Annotated in this window: 19 protein-coding genes and 1 riboswitch; of the genes, 7 read left to right on the top strand and 12 right to left on the bottom strand. The window is 42.7% G+C overall.

Annotated features, from left to right (window positions below):
• Window positions 1-228: 228 nt before the first annotated feature.
• The 9 genes from IM473_RS02710 to IM473_RS02670 form a co-directional block, all read right to left on the bottom strand.
• Complete coding sequence (locus IM473_RS02710; RefSeq protein ID WP_287659512.1) at window positions 229-1,260, bottom strand: GntR family transcriptional regulator; 1,032 nt, start codon at window positions 1,258-1,260, stop codon at window positions 229-231.
• A 196-nt stretch (window positions 1,261-1,456) separates the two neighbouring features.
• Complete coding sequence (locus IM473_RS02705) at window positions 1,457-2,167, bottom strand: lysophospholipid acyltransferase family protein (RefSeq protein WP_287659510.1); 711 nt, start codon at window positions 2,165-2,167, stop codon at window positions 1,457-1,459.
• Between the two features lie 112 nt (window positions 2,168-2,279).
• Entirely contained in the window at window positions 2,280-3,914 is a 1,635-nt protein-coding gene (gene prfC / locus IM473_RS02700) for a peptide chain release factor 3 (RefSeq protein WP_287659509.1), read from the bottom strand.
• A 59-nt stretch (window positions 3,915-3,973) separates the two neighbouring features.
• Entirely contained in the window at window positions 3,974-5,092 is a 1,119-nt protein-coding gene (locus tag IM473_RS02695) for a restriction endonuclease (RefSeq protein ID WP_287659508.1), read from the bottom strand.
• Window positions 5,073-5,960, bottom strand: coding sequence for an adenine-specific DNA-methyltransferase (yhdJ, locus tag IM473_RS02690; RefSeq protein WP_287659507.1), 888 nt, complete (start codon window positions 5,958-5,960; stop codon window positions 5,073-5,075). The genes IM473_RS02695 and yhdJ overlap by 20 nt, the downstream gene beginning before the upstream one ends.
• A gap of 215 nt (window positions 5,961-6,175) precedes the next feature.
• Window positions 6,176-7,546 carry a DNA cytosine methyltransferase gene (locus IM473_RS02685; RefSeq protein WP_287659506.1) on the bottom strand — a complete coding sequence of 457 codons (1,371 nt, stop codon included), beginning with the start codon at window positions 7,544-7,546 and terminating at the stop codon, window positions 6,176-6,178.
• Between the two features lie 233 nt (window positions 7,547-7,779).
• Entirely contained in the window at window positions 7,780-9,795 is a 2,016-nt protein-coding gene (locus IM473_RS02680) for an ABC transporter ATP-binding protein (protein WP_287659505.1), read from the bottom strand.
• Between the two features lie 51 nt (window positions 9,796-9,846).
• Window positions 9,847-11,019, bottom strand: coding sequence for a glycosyltransferase (locus IM473_RS02675; protein WP_287659504.1), 1,173 nt, complete (start codon window positions 11,017-11,019; stop codon window positions 9,847-9,849).
• Between the two features lie 107 nt (window positions 11,020-11,126).
• The gene (locus IM473_RS02670) at window positions 11,127-12,464 is read right to left on the bottom strand and encodes an ArsB/NhaD family transporter (RefSeq protein WP_287659502.1); all 1,338 of its coding nucleotides are present in this window, start codon (window positions 12,462-12,464) and stop codon (window positions 11,127-11,129) included.
• A 232-nt stretch (window positions 12,465-12,696) separates the two neighbouring features.
• A riboswitch (cyclic di-AMP (ydaO/yuaA leader) is annotated at window positions 12,697-12,826 on the bottom strand.
• Between the two features lie 189 nt (window positions 12,827-13,015).
• On the opposite strand from IM473_RS02670, the gene IM473_RS02665 reads away from it, so the two are divergent.
• Window positions 13,016-13,594: a DUF3172 domain-containing protein gene (locus IM473_RS02665; RefSeq protein WP_193961675.1), complete on the top strand. Its 579-nt coding sequence runs from the start codon at window positions 13,016-13,018 to the stop codon at window positions 13,592-13,594.
• A 160-nt stretch (window positions 13,595-13,754) separates the two neighbouring features.
• On the opposite strand, the gene IM473_RS02660 is transcribed toward IM473_RS02665, so the two are convergent.
• Window positions 13,755-14,072 carry a P-II family nitrogen regulator gene (locus IM473_RS02660; protein ID WP_287659501.1) on the bottom strand — a complete coding sequence of 106 codons (318 nt, stop codon included), beginning with the start codon at window positions 14,070-14,072 and terminating at the stop codon, window positions 13,755-13,757.
• A 73-nt stretch (window positions 14,073-14,145) separates the two neighbouring features.
• Window positions 14,146-15,126, bottom strand: coding sequence for a sodium-dependent bicarbonate transport family permease (locus IM473_RS02655; protein ID WP_287659500.1), 981 nt, complete (start codon window positions 15,124-15,126; stop codon window positions 14,146-14,148).
• A 694-nt stretch (window positions 15,127-15,820) separates the two neighbouring features.
• Between IM473_RS02655 and rimI the strand changes: the two genes are divergently transcribed.
• The 4 genes from rimI (at window position 15,821) to IM473_RS02635 (ending at window position 18,939) form a co-directional block, all read left to right on the top strand.
• Window positions 15,821-16,399 (top strand): ribosomal protein S18-alanine N-acetyltransferase, encoded by a 579-nt coding sequence (gene rimI / locus IM473_RS02650; protein WP_012268101.1) that lies wholly within the window; start codon window positions 15,821-15,823, stop codon window positions 16,397-16,399.
• A 38-nt stretch (window positions 16,400-16,437) separates the two neighbouring features.
• Complete coding sequence (locus tag IM473_RS02645; protein WP_287659499.1) at window positions 16,438-17,628, top strand: glycosyltransferase family 4 protein; 1,191 nt, start codon at window positions 16,438-16,440, stop codon at window positions 17,626-17,628.
• 90 nt (window positions 17,629-17,718) lie between these two features.
• On the top strand, window positions 17,719-18,336 hold the full coding sequence (locus IM473_RS02640) for a CP12 domain-containing protein (RefSeq protein WP_036388153.1): 618 nt from the start codon (window positions 17,719-17,721) through the stop codon (window positions 18,334-18,336).
• Window positions 18,337-18,432: 96 nt separating this feature from the next.
• Window positions 18,433-18,939 carry a DUF1269 domain-containing protein gene (locus IM473_RS02635; RefSeq protein WP_287659498.1) on the top strand — a complete coding sequence of 169 codons (507 nt, stop codon included), beginning with the start codon at window positions 18,433-18,435 and terminating at the stop codon, window positions 18,937-18,939.
• 963 nt (window positions 18,940-19,902) lie between these two features.
• Here IM473_RS02635 and IM473_RS02630 read toward each other — a convergent pair.
• Window positions 19,903-20,844, bottom strand: a complete 942-nt coding sequence (locus IM473_RS02630) for a class I SAM-dependent methyltransferase (protein ID WP_287659497.1) — start codon at window positions 20,842-20,844, stop codon at window positions 19,903-19,905.
• A gap of 423 nt (window positions 20,845-21,267) precedes the next feature.
• Between IM473_RS02630 and IM473_RS02625 the strand changes: the two genes are divergently transcribed.
• Window positions 21,268-23,733 (top strand): ATP-dependent Clp protease ATP-binding subunit, encoded by a 2,466-nt coding sequence (locus IM473_RS02625; RefSeq protein WP_287659496.1) that lies wholly within the window; start codon window positions 21,268-21,270, stop codon window positions 23,731-23,733.
• A 76-nt stretch (window positions 23,734-23,809) separates the two neighbouring features.
• On the top strand, window positions 23,810-24,076 hold the full coding sequence (locus tag IM473_RS02620; RefSeq protein WP_287659495.1) for a hypothetical protein: 267 nt from the start codon (window positions 23,810-23,812) through the stop codon (window positions 24,074-24,076).
• Window positions 24,077-24,329 lie beyond the last annotated feature (253 nt).

The following is a 24,329-nucleotide window of genomic DNA, read 5'->3' as shown; positions in this document are numbered from 1 at the left end:
AATTTTAAAGTTCAGCTGCCCGCGCATTTAAGTGGGTGAGTGGAATTAAATATAAGATGAACGTAGGTTGGGTTGAAGCATGAAACCCAACGCCAGCATGGGTTACGCTACCGCTAACCCATCCTACAAATAATTGTGCCTCCCTACTTAAATTGCTTGTTGAGATAAGGCAAGAGGCAACAGCAAAGGGGGGAGATTCAGAGGTTAAAATGTGTCCTAGCTTATCCTCTAACCACCTAATCCTAATTCTCGTCTGAGCAATTGAATTGATTTATCCCCAATATAATTATCACTACAGATAATTTCTGGCAGACGAATTAAATCCGATCGCACTTCATTAATTAGATTTTTAATTAAAGTATAACTCGCTTGATCGCTGATAATTGTCTGGGAAGTTCGAGCTAAAACTTTTAACTTATCCGTTTCATGAATTTGGGCAGACATAACTAATAAATCATCGCCCCGTAAACTATGAATTAAAATTTCGGCCACCTTAATAATACCGGTGCTAATACTGACAATCCCCAAGCGGCTATCGGTGGGTAATTTTTTGATTAATGCCAATTCCTTGCTGTAATCGTAGATATCGATGGGAATGACTCGTAATTGAAAAGGAGCGGCAATTTCCTCCGCTACACTGATAAAATAGCGACTGGTGACAACAGTGGCAGATTTAGTATTGGCTAAAACTTGGGCTAAATCCTCCATTGCCACTAATTGGACGGGAATTTTGAGGGATTGCTCTAATTCTCTCAACATTAGCTCCCCTGCACCCAAATCGTGACGGGGAATGGTGACAAGAACTTGAGAACTACACTGCGATCGCCAATCGATTTCCGCCAGTAATAACTCGCGAATTTGCTCTAAAGTTAAACCTTGAGCGAGAAAACCAGCCAAACTCTGGCGAATTAGTCGGCCTATTTCTGGATTTTGTTCCAATAGGGGTGAACCCGATAAATTATCGTTTTCATGCCCGCGAGCCTTGACATAAATCCCCGAACCTGCTATTGATTCTACTAACCCATCGTCTTCCAGTTGTTGATAAATTTTACTTATCGTATTACGGTGTAATCCCGTGATCATAGCTAGTTGACGGGTGCTAGGTAAACGATGGCCCGGTGGATACTGACGAGAGGCGATAGCGAAGCGAATTTGGTCAAATAATTGCTTAGAGGCGGGTATTTCACTGTCTGGCTGGATTTGGAACTGCATCGGATCACTTCGCTCACAAACTACTTTCGCTGATGCCCATTCTATCATTAGACCCCCTGCAACAATCGGATATCTTCACCGGTCTGATGGGTCTCCGAGGCGGTATTCAGGAGCCAGAAGCAGCAAGAACCAAGATATTATTTATTTAAACCAGAAAAGCCACTTTTTTGTTTAAAAATAGTTAAAACAATCATTTTAATCCGTCCCCGAAATCCCACTTGTGCGGTAGATAGTCAATAGCTGATTAAGGGGATTGATCCTCGTGGAGAAGTTTTAAGCGATCGCTCAAGGTTTTGGTTAAGCGGACAGTTTCCCGTTTTAGCGAATTTTGTTGATAATCAAGCACATTAATCCCTTGACCGATATTTACAGTCGCTTCGCTTCCCCATCCGGGGTAAGGCTGATTATAACTAATGCTTACCGGCAAAATCTTGATATCTGCATCGGGTTTGATAGTCTTAACTTCCAACGCGATCCGCGCTACCCCCGGTTTAAGAGGATGAACCACTCGATCGCGACAGATACCCCCTTCCGGAAAAATCGCCACCATTTCCCCCGCGGCCAAAAGTTCGACGCTATGGACCAGACTACCCATACCGGGGTGATCGGTGTTGACGGGAAAACCCCCCAAACGTCGGATAAACCAACCTTGCACCCCTTTCATCTCGTTAGCGGAAACCATAAAGCGCAAATCGCGTCTAGTAACTAAACGTCCCACTGCGTAGGGTAAAATCAGCGCATCCCAACGGGACCGATGGGTAGGTGCCAAGATGACACCTCCCGTTAGGGGAATATTTTCCTGGCCTGTCACCGTTATTTTGCCGAAAAAAGCTGGTAAAACCAGATAATTTCCCAGAAAATAACAAAAGCGAATTAAACAGGGATTAATTCGGGAATTGACAGCAGGAATTTTTCTAATGGTGAGGGACTCGTCAACGATAGTGCTTTGAGACATCCGAAGTGTTAGGAAAGATCGAGACTTTCTGACCACTTCTACTTTAGAGTAGTTGTCTGGGGGTCGCTATCTTGTCCTGACCAGTTCGGCAATTGTCTTGGGGGATTAATGGTTAGGATTGCGGTTCTACTCCCGATCCTACCGGTGCGATCGAGTTTAATTGCAAAGAGGGATGATCTTCTTTCACTTGCTGTAAATTCCACTCATTTTTGAATAATAAGACGGGACGACCCCAGTAATCTTTGACAGTTAGAGTATTAAAGAGTTTACCTGCTTTTTCTAAAGCGGCCCAACCCCCGGCGACCCAACGGGCTAAACTATAGGCTAGGGGTTCGAGGGTAGTTTCGACTCCGTACTCGCTTAAAAGACGGAATTGCACCACTTCAAACTGTAATTGACCGACGGCGGCTAAAATCGGGTCGCGTTTAAATTCATCGATCGAGGATAATATCTGTACGGCCCCTTCTTCCTGTAATTCCGAGACTCCTTTTTGAAACTGTTTGAACTTGGAAGGGTTAGGATTTCTGAGATAGGCGAATAATTCCGGAGAAAAACAGGGAATCCCTTCGTATTCGAGCTTTTTACCCATATAAATGGTATCACCGATCGCAAAGACCCCGGGGTTATTCAATCCGATCACATCTCCGGGATAAGCTTCTTCAATAACTGCCCGATCTTGGGCAAAAAGCTTCTGAGGACGGGATAAACGGATAGTTTTACCAGTTCTAGCGTGGTTTACTACCATATCCTTCTCGAATTTCCCCGTACATACCCGCACAAAGGCCACCCGGTCGCGATGTTTGGGATCCATGTTTGCTTGCAGTTTGAAGACAAAACCGGTGAAATCGGGATAGGTGGGATCAAGAACACCGAGGGAGGAATTGCGTCCTCTGGGTGGCAATCCATAGTCGAGGAAGGATTCTAGGAATAATTTCACCCCAAAATTGGTCATGGCGCTACCAAAAAAGATCGGGGTCATTTCTCCTGCGTGGACTGCTGGCAAATCCAATTGGGCACCCAATTCCGAGAGTAGTTCTATATCCTCTTTTAACTGGTAATACAGGTCTTTTTCGAGATAATCCTCAATTTTGGGGTCGCCAAGCTCGATCACGGTTTCCTGCGCCTCCTGAGAACCGTGGGAGCGACGTTCAAACAGGTGTATGGTCTGGGTGGCCCGATCGAAAACTCCCCGAAAGCGATCGCCAATTCCGATCGGCCAATTGACGGGATAGGTTTGTAATCCTAATTCTCGCTCGATTTCGTCCAATAAATCCAGCGGTTCGCGACCGGGCCGATCCATTTTGTTAACAAAGGTAAAGATGGGTAACTGCCGCAGTTTGCACACTTCAAAGAGTTTTCTCGTTTGGGGTTCCAAACCTTTGGCCGCGTCGATTAACATCACTGCATTATCGGCAGCGGCCAGGGTACGATAGGTATCTTCGCTAAAATCTTGGTGGCCGGGAGTATCGAGGAGATTAATCTGAAAATCACGATAATCGAACTGTAAAACCGTGGAAGTAATCGAAATTCCCCGTTGTTTTTCCATTTCCATCCAGTCGGAGGTGGCCTTGCGTTGGTCGCGTCTTGCTTTGACTGCACCCGCTTGATGGATTGCACCCCCGTATAGTAACAGTTTTTCGGTCAGGGTGGTCTTTCCTGCGTCAGGGTGGGAGATAATGGCAAAATTTCGCCGTTTTTCCAAGACAGCTTCGCTGGTTTCTAGTTCTTTTTCAATTTCGGTCGTCATTCTAATTTCGATCGCTTTCCTATCTTTCTATTCTAGTTTAGCTGGGGAGTTAGATATCTTTATGGCTCTGATTCTAGGTTAAACTCAATCCGGCTCTGTAAAACCATTTCTGCAATTACCGCTCCTCCTTTACCTTGAGCTAAAACCCGATCAAAACGATTGATTAGTTCTGGAATATTGATCACTTCCTCCACAGATTCTAGATATCTTTCGACAATTGCCCTGATCTTGTATCTTATCTTAGCTTGCTCCGCAACTTTTTCTAAAATCTCCTCGCAAGTCTGCTCGGTTTTAACCACAAAAGTAATGGGATATTTTTGCACTTTATCAATATCTAAAAAATATTTATCAGCAGCTATCGTTTCCGTAACTTGAAAAAATCGACCTAGGGGTTTCATGACAAAATCTATCCCCCCGTCATTGGCATTTGTTCGACCAGTTTTATATAAAAGTAAGTATTCAGAGTTTAACCGATCAGGCGACCATCCCCAATATATTTTCTGTTCCCCATAATACTCTTTAAGAATTGCATAACTGACAATCTCAAAAACTCTAGCATCAATGTTTGGTCTGAGTAAACTCCGAATAAATTCAATGGCTTTCTGGGGATCTTGCTGTTGAATATCAATCATCTGTTGACAATAGCTGATAAATTGATTAAATGCTTTTTGTCTTGTTTGCACATAGGCATCAATTATATCTATAATCACTGGCGCAATACTAACTTGATTACCGTCTAGAGAAACCTTAATTAGATTCTCATTAATCCAGTATCTATTGGTTTTAACATCTCTAATTATAGGTAGATAAGATAAAGTAGGAAAATACTTTTTAAATTCCTGATTTAATCGATGATTGAGAGCATGATTTTGTAATTTATCGCCAAAAGGAAGCTCCCTTTGCCTGCGAAAAAGTGTAATATACTGAGCGCCTTGATACTCTTCGTATCCATCCTTAAGATGAAACTCATTATTAATATAGTCTTCCACTAAAACATAAATAGCATAATGATTAGCCAATCCTGCTCGGGATTTAAAACCTCGATTAGCGGCTCTAGTTTTAATGTTCAAATATTGCAATAATTCACTAGAGTTTAAAATGCTATTTCCCTGATTGGGAAAGTAATTATCGATAATTTTAATAATTATCTTGGTGAATTCATGCTTTACTATCGACATCGAAAAGACTCTCCTGTACAAAGTTAGATTCTTGTTTATTTTCGCTTTTTCTACTGTAGCTTTTTTGAGGAGGGAGTAACTTTTCTCCCTTGTATTCTTGCCATCCGAGAACCCGTCGAAGACCAATTTTTAAATACTCCTCTTGTAATTCTATACTAATAGAAATTCTTCCCAAGCGTTTAGCTACAGCTGCAGCTGTAAAAGTTCCTGCAAATGGATCAAGCACAATTCCACTCTTGTCAGTGCTGGCCAGAATAATTCTTTCTAGCAATGATTCAGGTTTTTGTGAGGGATGATTTTCGTATTCATCCATGCGATATCTTACCCTAGGGAAATACCAGACATTGCCCGGTACTTTCTCTGTATTGTATTGACTGGGAATCGCTTTTCTATAATCAATTAGTTTTCGTTTTGCTCCAGTTTTTGCTTCTATCTTAATATCCTTTGAATTAAAAGTGTAATTATTTTTATCTTTGACACAATGCAGTATTGGTTCATACATAGAACCAAAGTATTTTGTTGCTTGTACTCCTGAACTATCATAATGCCAGATAATACGACTAAGAATCGTCATTTTTTGTCTTAAGTAAAGATCAAAGTAAGGCATTGCTTGAGTGCTGGCCATAACATATAATGTTCCCTGGGGTTTCAAGATACGAAGACAATGATCAAGAATTTGATTTGCCCAATTTATATAATCATTTTCCGATTCCCATTTGTCGTAAAAATCGGCAAAGTGCTTACCTATATTATAGGGAGGATCTAGAAAAATTAGATCTACAGAATTAGAGGCAATCTCACTGGATAAAATCGGCAAAGAATCACCATAAAATATAACTTGCTCATCAGCTTCGTATCGTTTAAACATGATCATTTTTTCAATTTAAAGTAGTTAGATTTTTACTAGGAAATGTCTCAATTTTTAACCTCCTTAGCGATTAGGATAATTGACAGACTTTCTCATAAATATGAAGTATAACCTAATTTGGTATTGATGACCGACTTCTGACGACCGACTCCCCACAACAAAAACTTGGATTTTTAAGCCTTTAAATATTTTAATATGAGTCAGTATCCTGCGGTCTAATAATCGGGACGAATTATTTCTAGTAAATTTCTAGCCACTGCTTCCACTACAGTTATAGGAACAGCGTTTCCGAATTGTTTTTTAGCGATGGCTGACTGTTGATGATAGATAAAATTATCGGGGAATCCTTGTAATTTACGCGCATCTTGAGGAGTAATTTCTCGAAACTTTTTGGGTTTATAGATTTTCTTTAAAAACAATTGTTTGTATTCTTGGGGATGAGTAGCGGTAATTGAAATAGTAGCAATATAATCTTTAGCACCCGTAGCGGTTAGGGTAGGAATAATATCGGCCGTCGGTAAAATAATCCGATAAATGCCGTTAATTCCCGTCATATTTTTCGAGTTAATGAATTCATACTTACCCTCCTGGGTTTGCCAACAAATCCCCAGAGAAACTAACTGATTTAGTTCCTCGATTTTTAGGTCGGGTATAATTTCCAAAAAAGCAGAAAAAGCCACGGGATGACCATCTTTTTCGCCATACTTTTTACTGCGTCTTAATTTCAGCAAAGCTAAACAGATACTTTTTTGTCGTTCCGTAGTTTTGATAATATCCCAAGAATGAATAGTTGTGTGACCATTTCTTAAATCAGAAAAAATAAAGAAGTCATTTAATTCATCTTCTTTTTGAAAACGAGTTCTCGATGGAGGAACAAAACCATTAAATAAAGTATCCACGGATAACTTGACTTTCTTAACTGGTTGAATATTCTTGATGTCTTCTAAAATATCCAAAACCTTCGGATGGATACCCAAAGGTAAAGGAAATTTAAACCGATCATAGTTTTCTATATTTTTTCTAATTCCTACGATAAAAACTCTCTCGCGATTCTGGGGTAAACCAAAATCGTAGGCATTTAATAACTGCCAGTAAACTTGATAACCACAGCTGGTTAATTCATCGATAATTAATTGTAAATTCTCCCGATTGCGAGGACTAGCCAACCCACTGACATTCTCGAAAATAAAGCTTTTCGGTTGACTTTTCTGGACTAATTTAATCACATCAAACCAGAGTTTTCCCCGGGGATCCTCAAATCCCCGTAAACATCCCGCCACCGACCAAGGTTGACAGGGAACGCCGCCGACAATAAGATCGAGATTATCGGGTAAATTGCTGATTTTACTCACATCTCCGAAAGCAATTTCATCGCTGTTGAGATAGCTAATAAAATTTTGTTGATAAACTTGGATGGCCTGTTGATCAATTTCTGAATAGCCTGAACAACGTCCTCCCAATTTCTCCAAAGCGATTCTAAACCCACCGATTCCCGCGAATAAATCGACAAAACGATACTGGGGATGGGTAATAACTAGATGTAGGGGTAATTGGGTTTGTGTGCTGACTTTAACTGTGGTTTTCAAGGGTCAATAATTCCTTTTCACCGTCTGGGAAGATGCCTATTTGTACTAACTATTTTAGTATAACTTAAGAGTTTTTTTCTAGAGATCTCCTCTCCTGCAAATTTCCTGTCTCCTGACTTGAAAGAGGGTGTGGGGTGTGGGGAAGGACACCTCTTTCATCTCTGGTGGTGAAAATTTTTTCATCGAGACTGACTCCTGACTAACTACGACAATTTTTGATTTTTGCAGGAGATCTATCGAGTCGAGGAATACTCGTAGTCTTCGATAATATGGAGAAGTCGCATAGCTGAACTACAGGATTCTTCTAAAATTTCCTGTTTCTCCTGAGAATCTTCGATTAAATCCTCAGATACCAGACGCAGAGAACCTAAAAGACTATTAAGACTGCTTCTCGCTTCGTAGGATAAATAAGCTTTTCTTTTTTGCTCATCTTCCCTATTCTTAGAGTCGGCCTCTTTGCTATCACTAAATTGCAGAGCGTGTAAACGGGCATAATGACCACCTTGAGCTAATAATTCCTCGTGATTGCCGATTTCTGCCACTTTTCCCTTGTCCAGCACCACAATTTGATAGGCTTTTTGAACAGTGGAAAGACGGTGAGCGATCACAAGAGTAGTCCGCTCGCGACAGAGTTCATCGATCGCTTTCTGTACTAAACGCTCAGAAATCGTATCCAAAGCACTGGTGGCTTCATCGAGAATGAGAATATCCGGATCTCGCAGTAAGGCACGAGCGATCGCTAATCTTTGTTTTTGTCCTCCCGAAAGTCTCACTCCCCGATCGCCAATTTCCGTATCCAGTCCTTCCGGCAGTTTGGAGATAAACTCGTAGGCATTCGCCCTTTTTGTCGCTGCTAAAATTTCTGCATCACTAACATCGCTTAATCCGTAGGCAATATTAAAACGGAGAGAATTATTAAAGAGAAAAGTGTCTTGACTGACTATTCCCATGGCTTTTCTCAGAGATTTGATCTCATAATCCCTTAAATCTTGACCATCAAAAAGAATTCTTCCGGCTGTAGGATCATAAAAGCGTGGTAATAAATCAGCAATTGTCGATTTTCCCGCCCCCGAAGCACCGACAAGAGCGATCATTTTTCCTTTTGGAATCCAAAGATCGATGCCCTTGAGAACTAATTCTTGATGACCAGGATAGGAAAATTGGACGTTATCAAAATGAATACCCGTCTCTAATCTTTGATAGGGAATAGAGCCATTGCTAATAAATGGTTTATTCTCTCGAATGAGAAAATCCGCTACCACCTCTACTGCGGAAACATCACCCAATAGACTACTCCTAGCAGCGTTAATTTGACCAACTATCGGCAGGGCCCGGAAAAGTACATAGAGATAGGTTAATAAAATCGTCGCTAAAGCTTGCAGTTGTTCATTAAAAAGATAACGACCAGCAATGATAATTAAAGCAATAATAATTACCCCACCGATCTCATTGAGCGGGGCGATTACAGCATTATTAGTCTGGGCATCTAAACCCGCTTTCTCCCGGGCTTCGATATCTTCCACAATAGATTCTAATTCGTATCTTTCATTGCCTACCGCTTTAATTAGGCGAATTCCAGTTAACAGTTCCAACAGTTTATTAGTTTGCTGTTTAGCCGTTAGGGTGATAATCTCTCCAAACTTTTTCGATCTCTTGACAAAGTATTGATTAAGCAGAGCTAAAAGGCCACCCAAAAGACTAGAAAGAATAGTTAATTGCCAAGAAATTGATAATAAAATAGCCAAGTACATGAAAGCTGTGGCGATAATCTTAACCAGACCAATGTAATTTCTAATTGATCCCACGGCTCGATTAATCTCCGACATGAAACGATTAAAAATATCTCCTATTTTACTTTTTACATAATAATCTATATCCACTTCTAGCAGCAGAATAACTGAATCAATTCGCATATCTTTTGCCATAATTAAAGACAAGTAAGTGCCTAGCAAATTACTGACAAAATTGGTAATATGCTTGAGAATTAAAATTAATAATATCGCCGCAAACATCCAGAAAAAACGAGTATCGACCGAGAAAATCTCAAAAACTGAGAGCAGCTTTTTGATAATTTGGGGGGCATTTTTTAAGAGATCATTTTCGGGATTAATAAAAGAAATTAGTAAGGGGATAACTAAAACAGTTCCTACCCCATTAAATACGGTACTGGCAAAGCCTATAATAATGCTGGAAACCACTAATATCCAGTGTTTCAGCGTATATTTAAGGAGAATTTGATTAGGATTCATCGCAAGTAATAAAGTAAATAGTCAACGGTCAATTATCCTACTCCCTACACTCTAATATTTCCCTTCCAGAGAAGTAATTATGCCAGAGAGAGTTGTCGCCATGGCGGTGGTACTATAGGAGGCGATACAGCGCTCTCTCGCTTTTAGTCCTCGTGCATTAGCCGAGTCGAGATCTTTAAAAACTTCTCTAATTATGACAGCTAGTTGCTCTGGCGATCGAGGTTCGACTAAATAGCCAATATCAGCTAAAATTTCGGGAATATCCGCCACTTTAGTGGAAATAATCGGTTTAGCCATCGCCATACCATCGGTGAGTTTAATCGGAAATTGGGCGTTAGCCGTGGCTTCATCCCTCTGGGGAACGATAATAGCATGAGCAGCGGCGATAACTTCTGGCATTTGATCGATCGGTTGAGCAGGTAAATGAATTAACCAAGGTTGACCTTTTTCTAGCAAACTATCCAGATAGCCATCCCCGATTTGGCGACCTCCCACCACCACCAATTTAAAATCAGGATCACCAATTTGATCTAAAGCGATTAAGACATCTTCTAAACCTTTGTGGGGTCTAGCTGTACCGGGGAACATTAAGATTTTATAGGCAGATAAACCGTATTTTTGACGACAAGCAACGGGATCGTAGAGATTGGGATCGAAAAGTTGCGTATCCTTGCCATTCGGTAAATAAATCCCCCCATAACGCTTTTGCAAAAATTGATTATTAACCGTCACCGCATCGGCGCGGTTAATTAAATTTTCCATCCAACGCAGATAGAGAGGGTGATTCGGATCCCTAAGCGCACCATTTTTTTTGAGGATATCCCTAGCTAATTGTCGGGGATGGGGACGATAGGACCATCGATCGCCACCAAACCAACTCATTTCCCAATCGTCAATATCGAGAATTAGGGGCCGTGGGGAAAAAAAACGTTTCAGTAAACCGATGCCGAAACTGGTGGGACGGGGTTTAACCGCATAGATAATCTCTCCGGAGAGGCGATCGAGTAAAGTTTTGATCTGGCCAAAAAACTGGGGATAATTATTGCCTTTGACCGATACCACCGGTAAATTCTGCGGTGGGGTGGGATAGATTTCCCGGCCAAAAATCGGGCCATAGATCGTCACCTGACAGTTTAGCTGTTGCAAGACTTGAGCAATCAAATAGACTCTTGTGCCACCACCACCGGATAAATCTGGTGCTAAAACAGAGATTTTTTTGTTCACGATCGCCGCTCAATCCAGATCATTTAGCACGATAGGAAAATGTTAATCAATGTTAACGTTTTTGTCAATCTTAGGCGAACTTAAGATTAATGCCCCCCGGAGATAGACTAGACAAAGAAAACTAACATATACATAGCCGAGACGACTAACTGAGTAAACATCACTGGTAAACCGTAGCGCAGAAAGGTATGAAAAGTAATTTTGCCCCCGTGTTGTTCAGCGATGCCGGCGGCGACAATATTAGAAGAAGCCCCCACTAAAGTACCATTACCCCCTAGGGTGGCCCCATACATCATCGCGTAGAAAAGCGGTAAAACTTCCGGGGGAAAAGAACCGGCATAATCGGGAGAAAGAACCTCTGTCCCGACTAAATTAACATTAACAAGGTACTGTTTCAGTAGTGGAACCATGGCCACCACTAGGGGAATATTCGGAACTACACTGGAAATAAAACCGACAAAAAACAGTAAGACTAGAGAACCTAAAAAGATATTTTTGCCTAAAATTATCGCCAGAAATCCCGATAAACTATTAACTACCCCAGTTTTTTCTAAGCCGCCAATTAGGACAAAAATCGACATAAAAAATAATAGGGTACTCCAGTCCACATCTCGGAGAATATTATGCACCGTATCGATTTTCGATTGCTGGGCTAAAAGTAGGGCTAAAGTGGCCCCCATCAAAGCAACGGCAGCGGGAGCAATAGGTACAGGAAAAGATTCACCGACGACGAATAAAAATAAGACTAAAAAGACGATAATTCCCCCCACCGCTAAGACGCGAGGATGATTAATTTTCGGATGGGGTAAGTCTTCTAAATGCTCGAATTTTGTCCGCCAGATTTTCGGGAATAACCAAGGTAACATAACCAGAATGGTAATGACTGCCAAGGCACCACCTAAACTCAAACGCTGTAGGTATTCCATGAAGGTGATATTAATAGAATCACCGACGATATAAGTAGCGGGATCACCAACAATAGTTAATAACCCGGAACTGTTGGCCACGAAAACCATCAGGATTAAGAGCGGCACAAAATCCACACCGATATCTTGAGCTAAGGGGGGAATCAGCGGGGCTAATAACATCACCGTGGTAGCGTTGGGTAATACCGCACAGATTGGGGTAGTAATGGCAACAATTCCTATTAGTAATAATTTGCCATTTCCCTTGGCTAAAAGCACCATTTGTGCTGCTAAATAATCAAAAATTTTCGTTGGTTCAAAGGCTCTCACTAACACCATTACCCCAAAAAATAGGGCAAGAGTAGCATAACTGCGACTGATATAACCGATCGCCTCCTGGAGAGTCATGATATGGGTAAAAACTAAGATTAAAGCTCCTAGTAAAGCCGCTACGGTAATATGAAGCCACTCGAACATAATCACCACAATGACTGCAATAAAAGTCATTGCAGCAATCCACATTGGTAAAGATTCCAGCATTTTTGATCCTGTTTTTACTCTTGGTTTCTCGATACGACTAAAAGTTTGCTCGAAAAATGTACAGCAAACTCATAGAAAATATGGTTATCTACGGAAAATCTTAAAATTGTTGTGATCGGTAATCTGGCATGAGAATCTCCATAAACAATGTCTCCTGTAAGTTATGACTATCAAGTAGTACCAGCGACATAACTGAACCGATCAAGACATTACTAGGAATGTAGTGATGTTTCAGTCTTCCCCCCCACGCCGACGAAGTTAGCTGACGGGCTAGGATAGAGAGATATCCTTTTCTAGGCTAAAAAATCTAGAAATACGCCCCAAATGTGGTTCCTCCGCTCCGAATTTGTCTAGCTAATATCTAGCACATAAACTTGGATTAGGCTGACTTACTCTATTTAGTCATCCACCATAGCATACTAACCCCAAAAAAAACGATATAGCTCTATACTAGACCTATCCTCTCGCTTATCCCCCAGGTTGCTAGGATAGAACAATGATCAGCTAATAGCTAACGACTGACCGCCATAGCAGCCACATCAGAAATTTCTATGAATAGAAGACCTCGTTATACTCCTCCCCGATCGCGCGATCGTGATTATGACCGATCCTATGGCGATGACTCCCGCGCTTCGGCTGCTGGGGGCCTATTAGCAAAATTAAACTATGCCATGATCGCCCTGATTGGTGGTATTTTTGTACTAGGAGTGGGTCTCGGTCTGGTATTCAGTTCTACCGCTAATTTTAGCCCCGAAAACGTCGCTTCCCGAGAAGTAATTGATCGCAGCGCCCCCAATGCAGAATTATGCGTGCAATTTGGGGCTAGTGCCATTGTCACCGATTTGCGGGTTTATGTCACTCTTAACCCCTTTAATGTTTTTGTTACCCAACCAGTCATGCAACCCGGTTGCGTTTTGCGACGCAATAACTGGTCAATTTTAGAACAACAAAAATTAGTCGATGGACAGCAGGTACAAAGTTGTAAAAACCGGATGAATACCTTTGGTTATACCGGCCCCTTGGAAGGCAAACCGAAAATCGATTGTATCTTCCAAAATGAAGCCGGGGGCAATCTTTTTGTTAATCCCGCCGGTGCTGTTGGCCCCAGACCAGATACAGATAAATTCTAAACCAGAAAATATCTTTCTCCTGACTGCTGACTTGAAAGAGGGTGTGGGGTGTGGGGTGTGGGGTGTAGGGAAGGAAACCTCTTTTATCTGTGGGGGTGAAATTTTTTCATCGGGACTGACTCCTAATTAACTACGACAATTTTTGATTTTTACAAGAGGTCTAATGAGTTAGCCATTGGGCCGTAGTCACCACAAAAATTCCGCCGGCTTTTTTTAAAAAAGGCTGAATTTTATCGATCAGACGACCAAGTTGTTCGTCACTATTACAAACCGTCATAATGTAGTTACTACTGTAATCACAATCCAAGTCATCACAGGATAAACCTCGATCACCTTTTCCCGAAGTACTGCCAAAGACGGTATAACCGGAAACTCCGACAACATCAAGAGCGCTTAAGGTTTCTTCCAAAAAAGCATGACTAACAATTATATCTACTTTTTTGACAGTTTGTAGGGAAGGATGCGGGGATTCAAGCATGGTAGTTAAGTAAAAAAGGGACAAGTGAAAGAGAAAAATTTTGACAGGAATTATTCAAAACCCGCCGGGCTTTTTAGACTCCACAGCCAATGATTTTGATCATCTCTAGGTACAGAGGAATACCGATGATGATATTGAAGGGAAAAGTTAAAGCCAAGGCCATAGAAACGTATAAACTAGGATTAGCTTCAGGAACAGTCATTCTCATGGCCGCAGGAACAGCAATATAAGAGGCACCGGCACACAAAACAGCGAATAATAAAGCATTGCCCTGTTCAAATCCGAGAACCTTAGCGATGAGAATTCCCACCATAGCATTGATAAAGGGAATGAACACCGAGAAACCGATGAGAAAAGAACCAGTTTTGCCTAATTCTCGGATTCTTTTCGCCGCCACTAATCCCATATCCAGGAGAAAGAAAGTTAACGCACCATAAAAAATCTCTTGAGTGAAAGGTTCTAATTTTTCCCAACCTTTTTCCCCCGTGAGCATACCAATAATAACACTACCGACTAAGAGAAATACCGAACCATTTAAAAAGGCTTCATGTAAAACTTTTGACCAAGAAAACGCTTCTTCTTCGCCATTTTTCTCTTTAAAGACTCGCACCAGGATTAAACCCACTACAATCGCCGGCGATTCCATTAAAGCTAAGGCCGCTACCATGTGACCGCCATAGGAAATATGAAGTTTTTCTAAAAAAGAACTGGCGGTGATGAAAGTAACGGCACTAATGGAACCATAGGCTGCGGCGATCGCTGCTGCATTGGCACTATCGAGTTTAATTTTCAGGATAAAGAAAGTGTAAATGGGAACGATGCAAGCCATAACCACAGAGGCAATCAAAGTTAAAGCGATTTGGTTATTGATGCCACTTTCCGCTAGTTCATAACCTCCCTTGAAACCAATCGCCATCAAAAGATAGAGAGAAAAGAGTTTAGGCAGTGGTTGGGGAATCTCTAGGTCGGATTTAAAAAATACTGCCAGCATTCCCAAGAAAAAGAACAAAACCGGCGGATTGAGAATATTGAACAGGATTAAGCTGCCATCCATAGGTTTGCGTACATTGAGTTATTTCAATCTATACTATTCGATTTTGGGAATACTGGGAAAATGTTAAGAACCGGATTAAAACGCTTAACGATGGCCGCCCAAAAAAATTAAGATGGGTGATGTTTCAGTGATCGGTGATCAGTTATCTTGAAACCGTCAGCTTTTCTCCCCTCTCCCCCTCTACAATAATTACTCGCAGCCAGGAATCACTTGGGTTAATATCATACTTTGTGCCTTTTGTCAAAAAAACTTTTTTTTTGCAATAAAACTACACAAAAAAAAGATCATCGTTGTGGGTGAAATTGACTGATTTAACCGTCTTAATTGGGATTACCTTCTAGGTGTGGCAATGGTTGAAACCTTTGCTGCCCAAAAAAGCACAGAATAACCCATTATGAAATTCAGTAAAATCGCTGTAACTATGATAACATCGTTGTTAAATAAAAATCTTTCTCAATTAATTCTTAAGAATTTATAAATATTGCGGAATGTTAATTTAAATATTCTCAAGTTTTTGGAGTCAATAAATAACTTTTGCTTATATTTGTCAGAAAATAGAACTCCTGCAAAAATCCCACATCTACTATTGGATTCAGGAGACAGGATTCAGGAGACAGGAGATTATTTTTATTTATTCTCCCTTCTCCCCACACCCCACACCCCACACCCCACACCCTGCTCCCTTCCCCGATCAATGGCAAAAATCCAGCTTAAAACCCCAAAATCAGAGCATCTTGCCGCCATGGTGGCACTCGATCGCACCAGTCTCGGCGGTATCTGGACGTTATCGGGATATCAACGGGAATTAGACAGCCCCAACAGTGAATTATTAATTCTTACCCTGGACCGGGATAGCGAAACCCTAATCGGATTGGCTTGTTTTTGGGCAATTCTCGAAGAAGCGCATATTACCCTCCTGGCAATTTATCCCGACTATCAAAGACAAGGATTAGGAAAACTACTTCTCTACAAACTTCTGGAGAAGGCTGTACAAAGACAACTGGAAAGGGCTACGCTAGAGGTGAGGGTATCGAACCAGTCAGCGATCGCGCTCTACGAGCATTTTGGCTTCCGCATCGCTGGAGAGCGTAAAAATTATTATCCGCAAACTGGCGAATCAGCCCTAATTTTCTGGCGCAACGATCTACAAACGGCCGCTTTTCAGGAACAATTAAGCAAGTGGCGACAAGAAATCCTTTCCAGACTGGTGCGGGGAGAGTGGCAATTAGAGGAAGAAACCAGAGCCAAAATAGATACCATGGGGATGCAATGATTACTTACAAGCTTAAATCAGGTCGAGGTTAGGGAAAAATGAGGATTTTAGTGTTGGCGTGGGAATTTCCACCGCGATTAGTGGGCGGTATCGCCCGTCATGTCGCTGAACTCTATCCCGAAATCGTCAAACTCGGTCATGAAGTCCATTTAATCACGATCGAATTCGGTCAGGCCCCCAGTTACGAACTGGTCGAAGGCATTCACATCCACCGCGTCCCCGTACCCCCCGGCAATGACTTTTTCCATTGGGTGGTCAACATGAATAACAGCATGGGGCAACAGGGCGGCAAACTAATCGCCGAATACGGAAAATTTGACCTTGTTCATGCCCACGATTGGTTGGTAGGGGATGCGGCCATTGCCATGAAACATCTCTTTAAAATACCCCTGATTGCCACTATTCACGCCACGGAATACGGACGTTATAACGGACTGCACACCGACACTCAACGCTATATCGCCGGCAAAGAGGGAACCCTCGTCTATAATGCTTGGCGCATTATCGTCTGCACTGGCTATATGCGTCATGAAGTCCATCGGGCTTTGGGCGCACCCTGGGATAAAATCGATGTGGTTTATAACGGTATTCGGGCCGAGAAAAAGCAAAGAGACCCTAACTTTGATTACCGAGCTTTTCGTCGTCAATATGCCCAAGATCACGAAAAAATCGTCTATTACGTCGGGCGTATGACCTTTGAAAAGGGGGTTTCGGTGTTACTCAACGCTGCCCCAAAAGTCCTGGCCCAGACCGAGGGTCAAACTAAATTTGTCATTATCGGTGGCGGCAATACCGACAAACTCAAACAACAGGCCTGGCATCTCGGTATCTGGCATCATTGTTATTTTACGGGCTTTATGTCCGATGAAAACCTCGATCGCTTCCAAACCGTGGCCGATTGTGCCGTTTTTCCCAGTCTTTACGAACCTTTTGGCATTGTCGCCCTGGAAAGTTTCGCCGCTAGGGTTCCCGTGGTAGTTTCCGATACCTGCGGTTTTCCCGAAGTTGTCCGTCATGGCCAAACGGGAATTGTCACCCGCGTCAATAATCCTGATTCCCTCGCTTGGGGCATTTTAGAGGTTTTAAATAATCCCGAATACGCTCAAAAATTAGTTAATAACGCCTATGAAGACCTAGAAAAACGCTTTCATTGGGCGAATTTAGCCCGTCAAACCGAGACAGTATATGGTTTGGTTGTCCAAGAACGACAACTGGTAGAATGGCGTTAATCAGGGAGCGGTTTTTTAGCCGTCAGCCGTCAGTATTAGAGGCCAGTTTATACCCTAAAATAACAAAGGCACAACTTAACTTCTCCAAATATGACTATGAAAGCAGCTGAAATTATGACCACGGAGGTGGCCAAGATTAAGGGTTCTGAAACCGTTGCCAAAGCGGTACAATTGATGAGAGAAAAGAACATTAGAACTCTCATTGTTGATCGTCGTCACGATGAAGATGCTTACGGAATTATCACCGAAACCGATATTGTCTATAAAGTCGTCGCTTTCGGTCAAGATCCGCAAAAGGTGCGCGTTTATGAAGTGATGAGCAAACCCTGCATCGTGATTAATCCCGACCTCGGGGTTGAATATGTGGCCCGCTTATTTGCTAATACCGGTATTCGTTTCGCACCGGTAATTAAAGGCGGTTTACTCGGTGTTATCTCTGTTAGTGACATCCTCCATAAAGGTAACGCCGTCGAAAAGCCCCGCAGTCTTGATTTAGAAGCGGAGATTATCAAAGCTAGAGATATTGCCCGGGCAGTATGTGCTGAAAAAGGGGGAAATTCTCCCGATTGTGCCGCAGCTTGGGATGTTGTTGAGGAATTACAGGCAGAATTGGCACACCAACGCGCTAAAAAACCGGAAAAAACTTATTTTGAGGAATACTGTCAAGAAAATCCCGATGCTTTTGAAGCTCGTATTTATGACACCTAATCCCCATGGGTTTTCGGTATTCTCCGATACCTCAAACTTTTAATCCGGCAAAAGTAGTGTATAAAGGTTTTATTTGTTAATAATCGAGGAAAAACTATGGCTGATCTATTTGTCATCGCCTATGAGGACGAATTTAAAGCAGAAGAAGTTCGTTTAACTTTGGCTAAACTGCAACGGGAACATCTCATCGAGCTAGAAGATGCCGCCGTAGTGGTTAAAAACAAAGATGGCGAGATTAAACTCAAGCAAGCGGTCAATTTAACGGCAGCGGGAGCCGCTAGTGGCAGTTTCTGGGGATTATTAATCGGAATGCTCTTTTTCTCCCCTTTATTAGGGGCCGTCCTCGGTGCTGCTGGTGGCGCTTTGGGAGGTGCTTTAAGTGATATCGGTGTGGATGACAATTTTATGCGGGAATTGGGAGAAACCATGCAGCCCGGTACATCTGCTCTCTTTGTTCTCGTCCAAAAAGTTACCCCCGATAAGGTCCTCGATGAAGTGGCCCCCTACGGAGGTAAAGTATTACGCACTTCTTTGACCAAAACCGACGAAGCAGAATTACAGAAAATTCTCGACCAAAGAGGTGTTAAACCCGAAATCGTTTAGGATATGGGTCCATAAAAGCCAGAAAAAGGGAATATATTTCCCTTTTTACTTTTTGAGCAAGAATGGGTTTAGTCTCACAACCACAGCAGCTATAAAATAAGAAACAATCAATAATTATTAATGAACTTTAAGCTTTGATCGAGAATAAAAGTGCTTCAGTGTCGTAGTATTTATTCGTTAATCCCATTGATTGCATTTCTAATCTTTCGGTGACACGAATTGAGCGATAATTATCGGGATTAACCACCGCCTAGATAATCGGCAATTGTAAGGTGATTAAGCCGTATTCTAGAATAACTTTAGCCGCTTCGGTCATATTATCCTTGTCCCCAATAGACATCGACCTAATATTATCTCAAGATCAAAAGTCTCTCTAGTTAAGGAATCTACCCGAATAAAAATTATTTTAATTGCCTCATATTTTTTCAGTGAAATTGAATTAGCAACGATAGATATACATTTCAGCTATCGAACCACTTAATTAGTACACAGGCTAAAAGCAAACTGTGACTGGGTTATAATTTTTGGAGATGTCTATTGGTAGGAGCAGTAGGAGCCAGATTAGGGAACTCACCCTACAAGATTGCGCTCTGCTACGCAGTGCCTTTGGCATCGCACTATTTTGCAAGGGGCAAGCAATTATTGTAGGTTGGGTTGACCCAAGGAAACCCAACAAAGAGTAACCTTTGGGGTGGTTGGGTTTCGCTTTTTCCAGCGAATTGAGCTATTTTCGCGCCAGTATTGTTTCGCTCAACCCAACCTACGAGGCTAAAGATAGAAAACTGCTGCCATTCAGGGGTAGGACGAAAGCCAGCTAACGTCAGAGTTGAGCGGCAATCAACCGACTCGAACTCAGCACCAATATCTCCTAATTGTCCGCTCCAACGCCGTTTTGGGCTGCTGATTCTACGGCGCAACTAATTCTGCTCTCTAATACAAAAGGTTTATTCACAAACCAAAACCTCAAGCTTTGACTAATTCTAGGAATGCAATATTGCCGTTGTCTTCAAAGAAAGTCCGTTTGTTCGCTATCTCTAAAGCTGAAATCTCTTTAGCTACATCCGCTAACTGACTTTCAGTACGATAAATGAGCTGCCACTGCATAAATGTTTCCATGTATCCAACTTCTCGATGATCGGGAATAAAATTAGCGACCAGTAGTTTTCCTCCTGGTCGCAGCATATCAAACATTATCTTAGTCAATCGTGTAGCAAATGGTTGTGATAAGTAGTCATACAACCCCGCTGCATACACTAAATCTAGATTCTCAAAGGATTGCTTTTGTCGAACTAACGTTGTCACTGAACCTCGAATCGTCTGAATAGAACCATTGTCAAACTCACGATCAATGACCTCAAGCGATAGAGGATCTTGGTCAAAGGCAACAAGCTGACCAATGCTTCCTTCTTGAACTGCTACAGATTCTTTGGCTTCTCGCAAGTGTCCACAAGCAATAGAGAGAATCCGAGTTGGGTGTGTTGCCTCAGACGCAACATCATCGATCGTTCTGGCTAACACATCCTTCCTCGCTTTGACACTGCTAGATATGGGACTATTCACACAATGTTCAAGAATTTCTCTACCAAGGGTCGCTAGATTTTGGGATGGCTGCTTGAACCCGTAGATAAAATCGAGTAATTCTGCATCTCCAGCATAGCCTCGTGGCTTGCTGAAAGAGTGGTAAGTAAACGGACACTGATGAATCAGTTGGGTTACGGGATGACCGAGAAATGTGGTCTGGGCAAAATCTCTCCACTCGGTGGCAGGATAACGATTCTTGATCTCCCTCATACCAAGAATGACGTGATCCATACCCGCTTTGGCATTGCCAGAAAGTAGCATGGCTTGTGCATCATCCATCAAAGCATATCCTGCGGCTTGGATTGAATTAGTATCAAGTTGCATGAGTGATTGTGATGTGTGAACTTAATCTGGACAACATTCCGAAACCTTGAACACCTACAGATAACTTAAGTGAACTGCCTCAACCGAGATTTGAAGCAGCCCAACTACATATTATGCGAAAACTTTCTATATAACACTCTCCAGAGTAACGATAGGGGTCAACTTCCTGCATATCACCCCGTCATACAACATATATACTCATTTGTCAATAGGTAGTAATATTTAATCTACTTATACTTCGGGTTTTGGTCTGAAAATGGGCAAGGGGATGACCACGAGCCTAGGGGATTATGCAAGGGTGAACCACTTATCGGCAGGTTTCCAGGCCGCTCCCCAATAACTGATCACTGAGAGACAGCTAAACTAAAAAGCCGTGCTAAAATCAGCATATCTAGGGTCGCTTGTGTAGGTGATGGATAGGCTATGTTTGAAAGATTTACGGAAAAAGCCATTAAAGTAATCATGCTCGCCCAAGAAGAAGCTCGCCGCCTCGGCCATAACTTCGTGGGAACAGAGCAGATTTTACTAGGACTAATTGGAGAGGGAACGGGAGTTGCCGCCAAAGTCCTCAAGTCCATGGGTGTCAATCTCAAAGATGCGCGCGTGGAGGTGGAGAAAATAATCGGTCGCGGTTCCGGATTCGTAGCCGTGGAAATTCCCTTCACCCCCAGAGCCAAACGAGTTTTAGAACTCTCCCTCGAAGAGGCCCGTCAACTGGGCCATAACTATATTGGCACAGAACACCTCCTTTTAGGACTAATTCGCGAAGGGGAAGGTGTGGCCGCTAGGGTTCTGGAAAATCTCGGGGTGGATCTCTCGAAAGTTCGCACCCAAGTGATCAGAATGTTAGGGGAAACCGCCGAAGTGGCCGCTGGTTCATCTTCCCAAGGTCGCACTAAAACCCCCACTCTTGACGAATTCGGTTCCAATCTCACCCAAATGGCCAGCGAGGGTAAACTCGATCCCGTGGTCGGCCGGCAAAAGGAAATCGAGCGCGTCATCCAAATTCTCGGTCGTCGTACCAAAAATAACCCAGTCCTAATCGGGGAACCGGGGGTAGGTAAAACAGCGATCGCAGAAGGATTGGCCCAACGCATTGCTAACAAGGATATTCCCGACATTCTCGAAGAAAAACGGGTTGTCACCCTCGATATCGGCTTGTTAGTGGCGGGAACCAAATATCGCGGCGAATTTGAGGAACGCCTCAAAAAAATCATGGACGAAATTCGCCAAGCGGGTAACGTCGTCCTTGTGATCGATGAAGTTCATACTCTCATCGGTGCCGGGGCAGCCGAAGGGGCGATCGATGCGGCCAATATTCTCAAACCGGCTTTGGCCCGAGGAGAACTGCAATGTATCGGGGCGACGACCTTGGATGAGTACCGCAAACATATCGAACGGGATGCGGCTCTAGAAAGACGTTTTCAACCGGTTATGGTCGGTGAACCCTCCGTAGAAGAAACGATCGAAATTCTCTACGGTCTCCGGGAACGCTACGAACAGCACCATAAACTAAAAATCTTAGACGAAGCGCTAGAAGCGGCGGCGAAATTGTCCGATCGCTACATTAGTGATCGCTTCTTACCGGACAAGGCGATCGATTTAATCGATGAGGCTGGTTCGAGAGTGCGCTTGATTAATTCCCAATTGCCACCGGCAGCCAAGGAATTAGACAAGGAACTGCGGCAAATTCTCAAACAAAAAGATGACGCGGTGCGCGGTCAAGACTTCGAGAAAGCCGGGGAATTGCGCGATCGGGAAATGGAAATCAAAACCCAGATCCGGAATCTCGCTTCCACCAAAAAAGGCGAAGATGGCAACGATGAACCCTTTGTCGATGCCGAGGAAATCGCTCACATCGTCGCTTCTTGGACTGGGGTTCCCGTCAACAAACTGACCGAAACCGAATCCGAGAAACTGCTGCACATGGAAGATACCCTGCATCAGCGTCTCATCGGTCAAGAGGACGCGGTTAAAGCGGTGTCTCGTGCCATTCGTCGCGCTCGCGTCGGTCTGAAAAATCCCAACCGTCCGATTGCTTCCTTTATCTTCTCCGGTCCAACGGGGGTGGGTAAAACCGAGTTAACTAAAGCTCTGGCCGCTTATTTCTTCGGTTCTGAAGATGCGATGATCCGTCTCGATATGTCGGAATACATGGAACGGCACACGGTTTCTAAGTTAATCGGTTCGCCTCCGGGTTATGTTGGTTACAACGAAGGGGGACAATTAACGGAAGCGGTGCGTCGTCGTCCTTATACGGTGGTGCTATTCGACGAAATCGAAAAAGCTCACCCCGATGTCTTCAATATGCTTCTGCAAATCCTTGAAGATGGACGTTTGACCGATGCTAAAGGTCGCACGGTGGACTTTAAAAATACCCTGTTGATCATGACCTCGAACATCGGTTCTAAAGTGATCGAGAAGGGTGGCGGTGGTTTAGGTTTCGAGTTTGCTGATAATCAAGCTGAGGCCCAGTATAACCGCATTCGATCGCTGGTTAATGAGGAATTAAAACAGTATTTCCGTCCGGAATTCCTCAACCGTCTCGATGAGATTATTGTCTTCCGTCAACTCAATAAGGAAGAAGTCAAGGAAATCGCCGAAATCCTGCTCAAGGATGTGTTTAAACGTCTGACAGAACAAAATATTACTTTGTCTGTTACTGATAAGTTTAAAGAACGCTTGATCGAGGAGGGTTATAATCCGGCCTACGGCGCTCGTCCCCTACGTCGTGCGATTATGCGTCTCTTGGAAGATGTTCTGGCTGAGGAAATTCTCTCCGGACGCGTGGGTGATGGTGATACGGCCATGGTCGATATCGATGAGGAAGGTAAGGTGAAAGTTATTTCCGGTGAAAGACGTGAGTTAATCGCTCCCGTGATTGAATAAGTTCTCACTGGAATTAGTTAAATAAAAGGTGGGCTTTTTGCTCACCTTTTCTCGTGAAAATAGGAGAAAAAGTGCGATGAAAGTCTGGGTTGTGGGTTGTGTATTGTTGTTTTTATTGGTAGAATTTTATCAGTGGGCGAAGGGGTTTATTTTGCCTTTACCTCTCTATATTTTTGCGGGAGCTTTGCTATCGATCGCTTCTAATTATTATCAAGATATGAGCAATTTATTTGCTAGAAATGAACAGGTGTATCAAACTGCTAGTTTAGGTGATATTCCTGACATTTTGACGGCAGAAAACTCGATACCTGTTCTAGAAGAAGGAGAAAATAACCTTGAATAGCTATAATAATCGTCTATTTATGGCTATTTTCCAGTATAAAAGCTTAAAATAAAGATGAAGTAGAATATAATAAGTAGGTAGGTGTTAAAAGTTGTCAGACACCCCCCTTATCAAGCTATCCATTAGTCACATCTTTCTTAACATAAAATTTGACAAAAAGAGAAAAGTGTGCAAGATGGCTCAAGGGGGTTCTATGGGGGGACTAATTTGATGAGATAGTTTCCAAGTCTCGCTGATATCATGTAACCTTCGC

Origin of the sequence: Microcystis sp. M015S2 (genome assembly GCF_020245945.1) — a bacterium.
GTDB lineage: Bacteria > Cyanobacteriota > Cyanobacteriia > Cyanobacteriales > Microcystaceae > Microcystis.
The sequence above is the reverse complement of the archived record's forward strand: the minus strand, read 5'-3'. Positions and strand labels throughout refer to the sequence as shown.

Bases quoted from the DNA above. Each gene is read 5' to 3' on its own strand.
- IM473_RS02710 (WP_287659512.1), bottom strand. From the start codon at position 1,260: ATGATAGAATGGGCATCAGCGAAAGTAGTTTGTGAGCGAAGTGATCCG.
- yhdJ (WP_287659507.1), bottom strand. From the start codon at position 5,960: ATGTTTAAACGATACGAAGCTGATGAGCAAGTTATATTTTATGGTGAT.
- IM473_RS02665 (WP_193961675.1), top strand. From the start codon at position 13,016: ATGAATAGAAGACCTCGTTATACTCCTCCCCGATCGCGCGATCGTGAT.
- IM473_RS02635 (WP_287659498.1), top strand. From the start codon at position 18,433: ATGGCTGATCTATTTGTCATCGCCTATGAGGACGAATTTAAAGCAGAA.
- IM473_RS02640 (WP_036388153.1), top strand. From the start codon at position 17,719: ATGACTATGAAAGCAGCTGAAATTATGACCACGGAGGTGGCCAAGATT.
- rimI (WP_012268101.1), top strand. From the start codon at position 15,821: ATGGCAAAAATCCAGCTTAAAACCCCAAAATCAGAGCATCTTGCCGCC.
- IM473_RS02625 (WP_287659496.1), top strand. From the start codon at position 21,268: ATGTTTGAAAGATTTACGGAAAAAGCCATTAAAGTAATCATGCTCGCC.
- IM473_RS02630 (WP_287659497.1), bottom strand. From the start codon at position 20,844: ATGCAACTTGATACTAATTCAATCCAAGCCGCAGGATATGCTTTGATG.
- IM473_RS02655 (WP_287659500.1), bottom strand. From the start codon at position 15,126: ATGGATGGCAGCTTAATCCTGTTCAATATTCTCAATCCGCCGGTTTTG.
- IM473_RS02620 (WP_287659495.1), top strand. From the start codon at position 23,810: ATGAAAGTCTGGGTTGTGGGTTGTGTATTGTTGTTTTTATTGGTAGAA.
- IM473_RS02670 (WP_287659502.1), bottom strand. From the start codon at position 12,464: ATGCTGGAATCTTTACCAATGTGGATTGCTGCAATGACTTTTATTGCA.
- IM473_RS02645 (WP_287659499.1), top strand. From the start codon at position 16,438: ATGAGGATTTTAGTGTTGGCGTGGGAATTTCCACCGCGATTAGTGGGC.
- IM473_RS02695 (WP_287659508.1), bottom strand. From the start codon at position 5,092: ATGTCGATAGTAAAGCATGAATTCACCAAGATAATTATTAAAATTATC.
- IM473_RS02680 (WP_287659505.1), bottom strand. From the start codon at position 9,795: ATGAATCCTAATCAAATTCTCCTTAAATATACGCTGAAACACTGGATA.
- IM473_RS02705 (WP_287659510.1), bottom strand. From the start codon at position 2,167: ATGTCTCAAAGCACTATCGTTGACGAGTCCCTCACCATTAGAAAAATT.
- prfC (WP_287659509.1), bottom strand. From the start codon at position 3,914: ATGACGACCGAAATTGAAAAAGAACTAGAAACCAGCGAAGCTGTCTTG.
- IM473_RS02660 (WP_287659501.1), bottom strand. From the start codon at position 14,072: ATGCTTGAATCCCCGCATCCTTCCCTACAAACTGTCAAAAAAGTAGAT.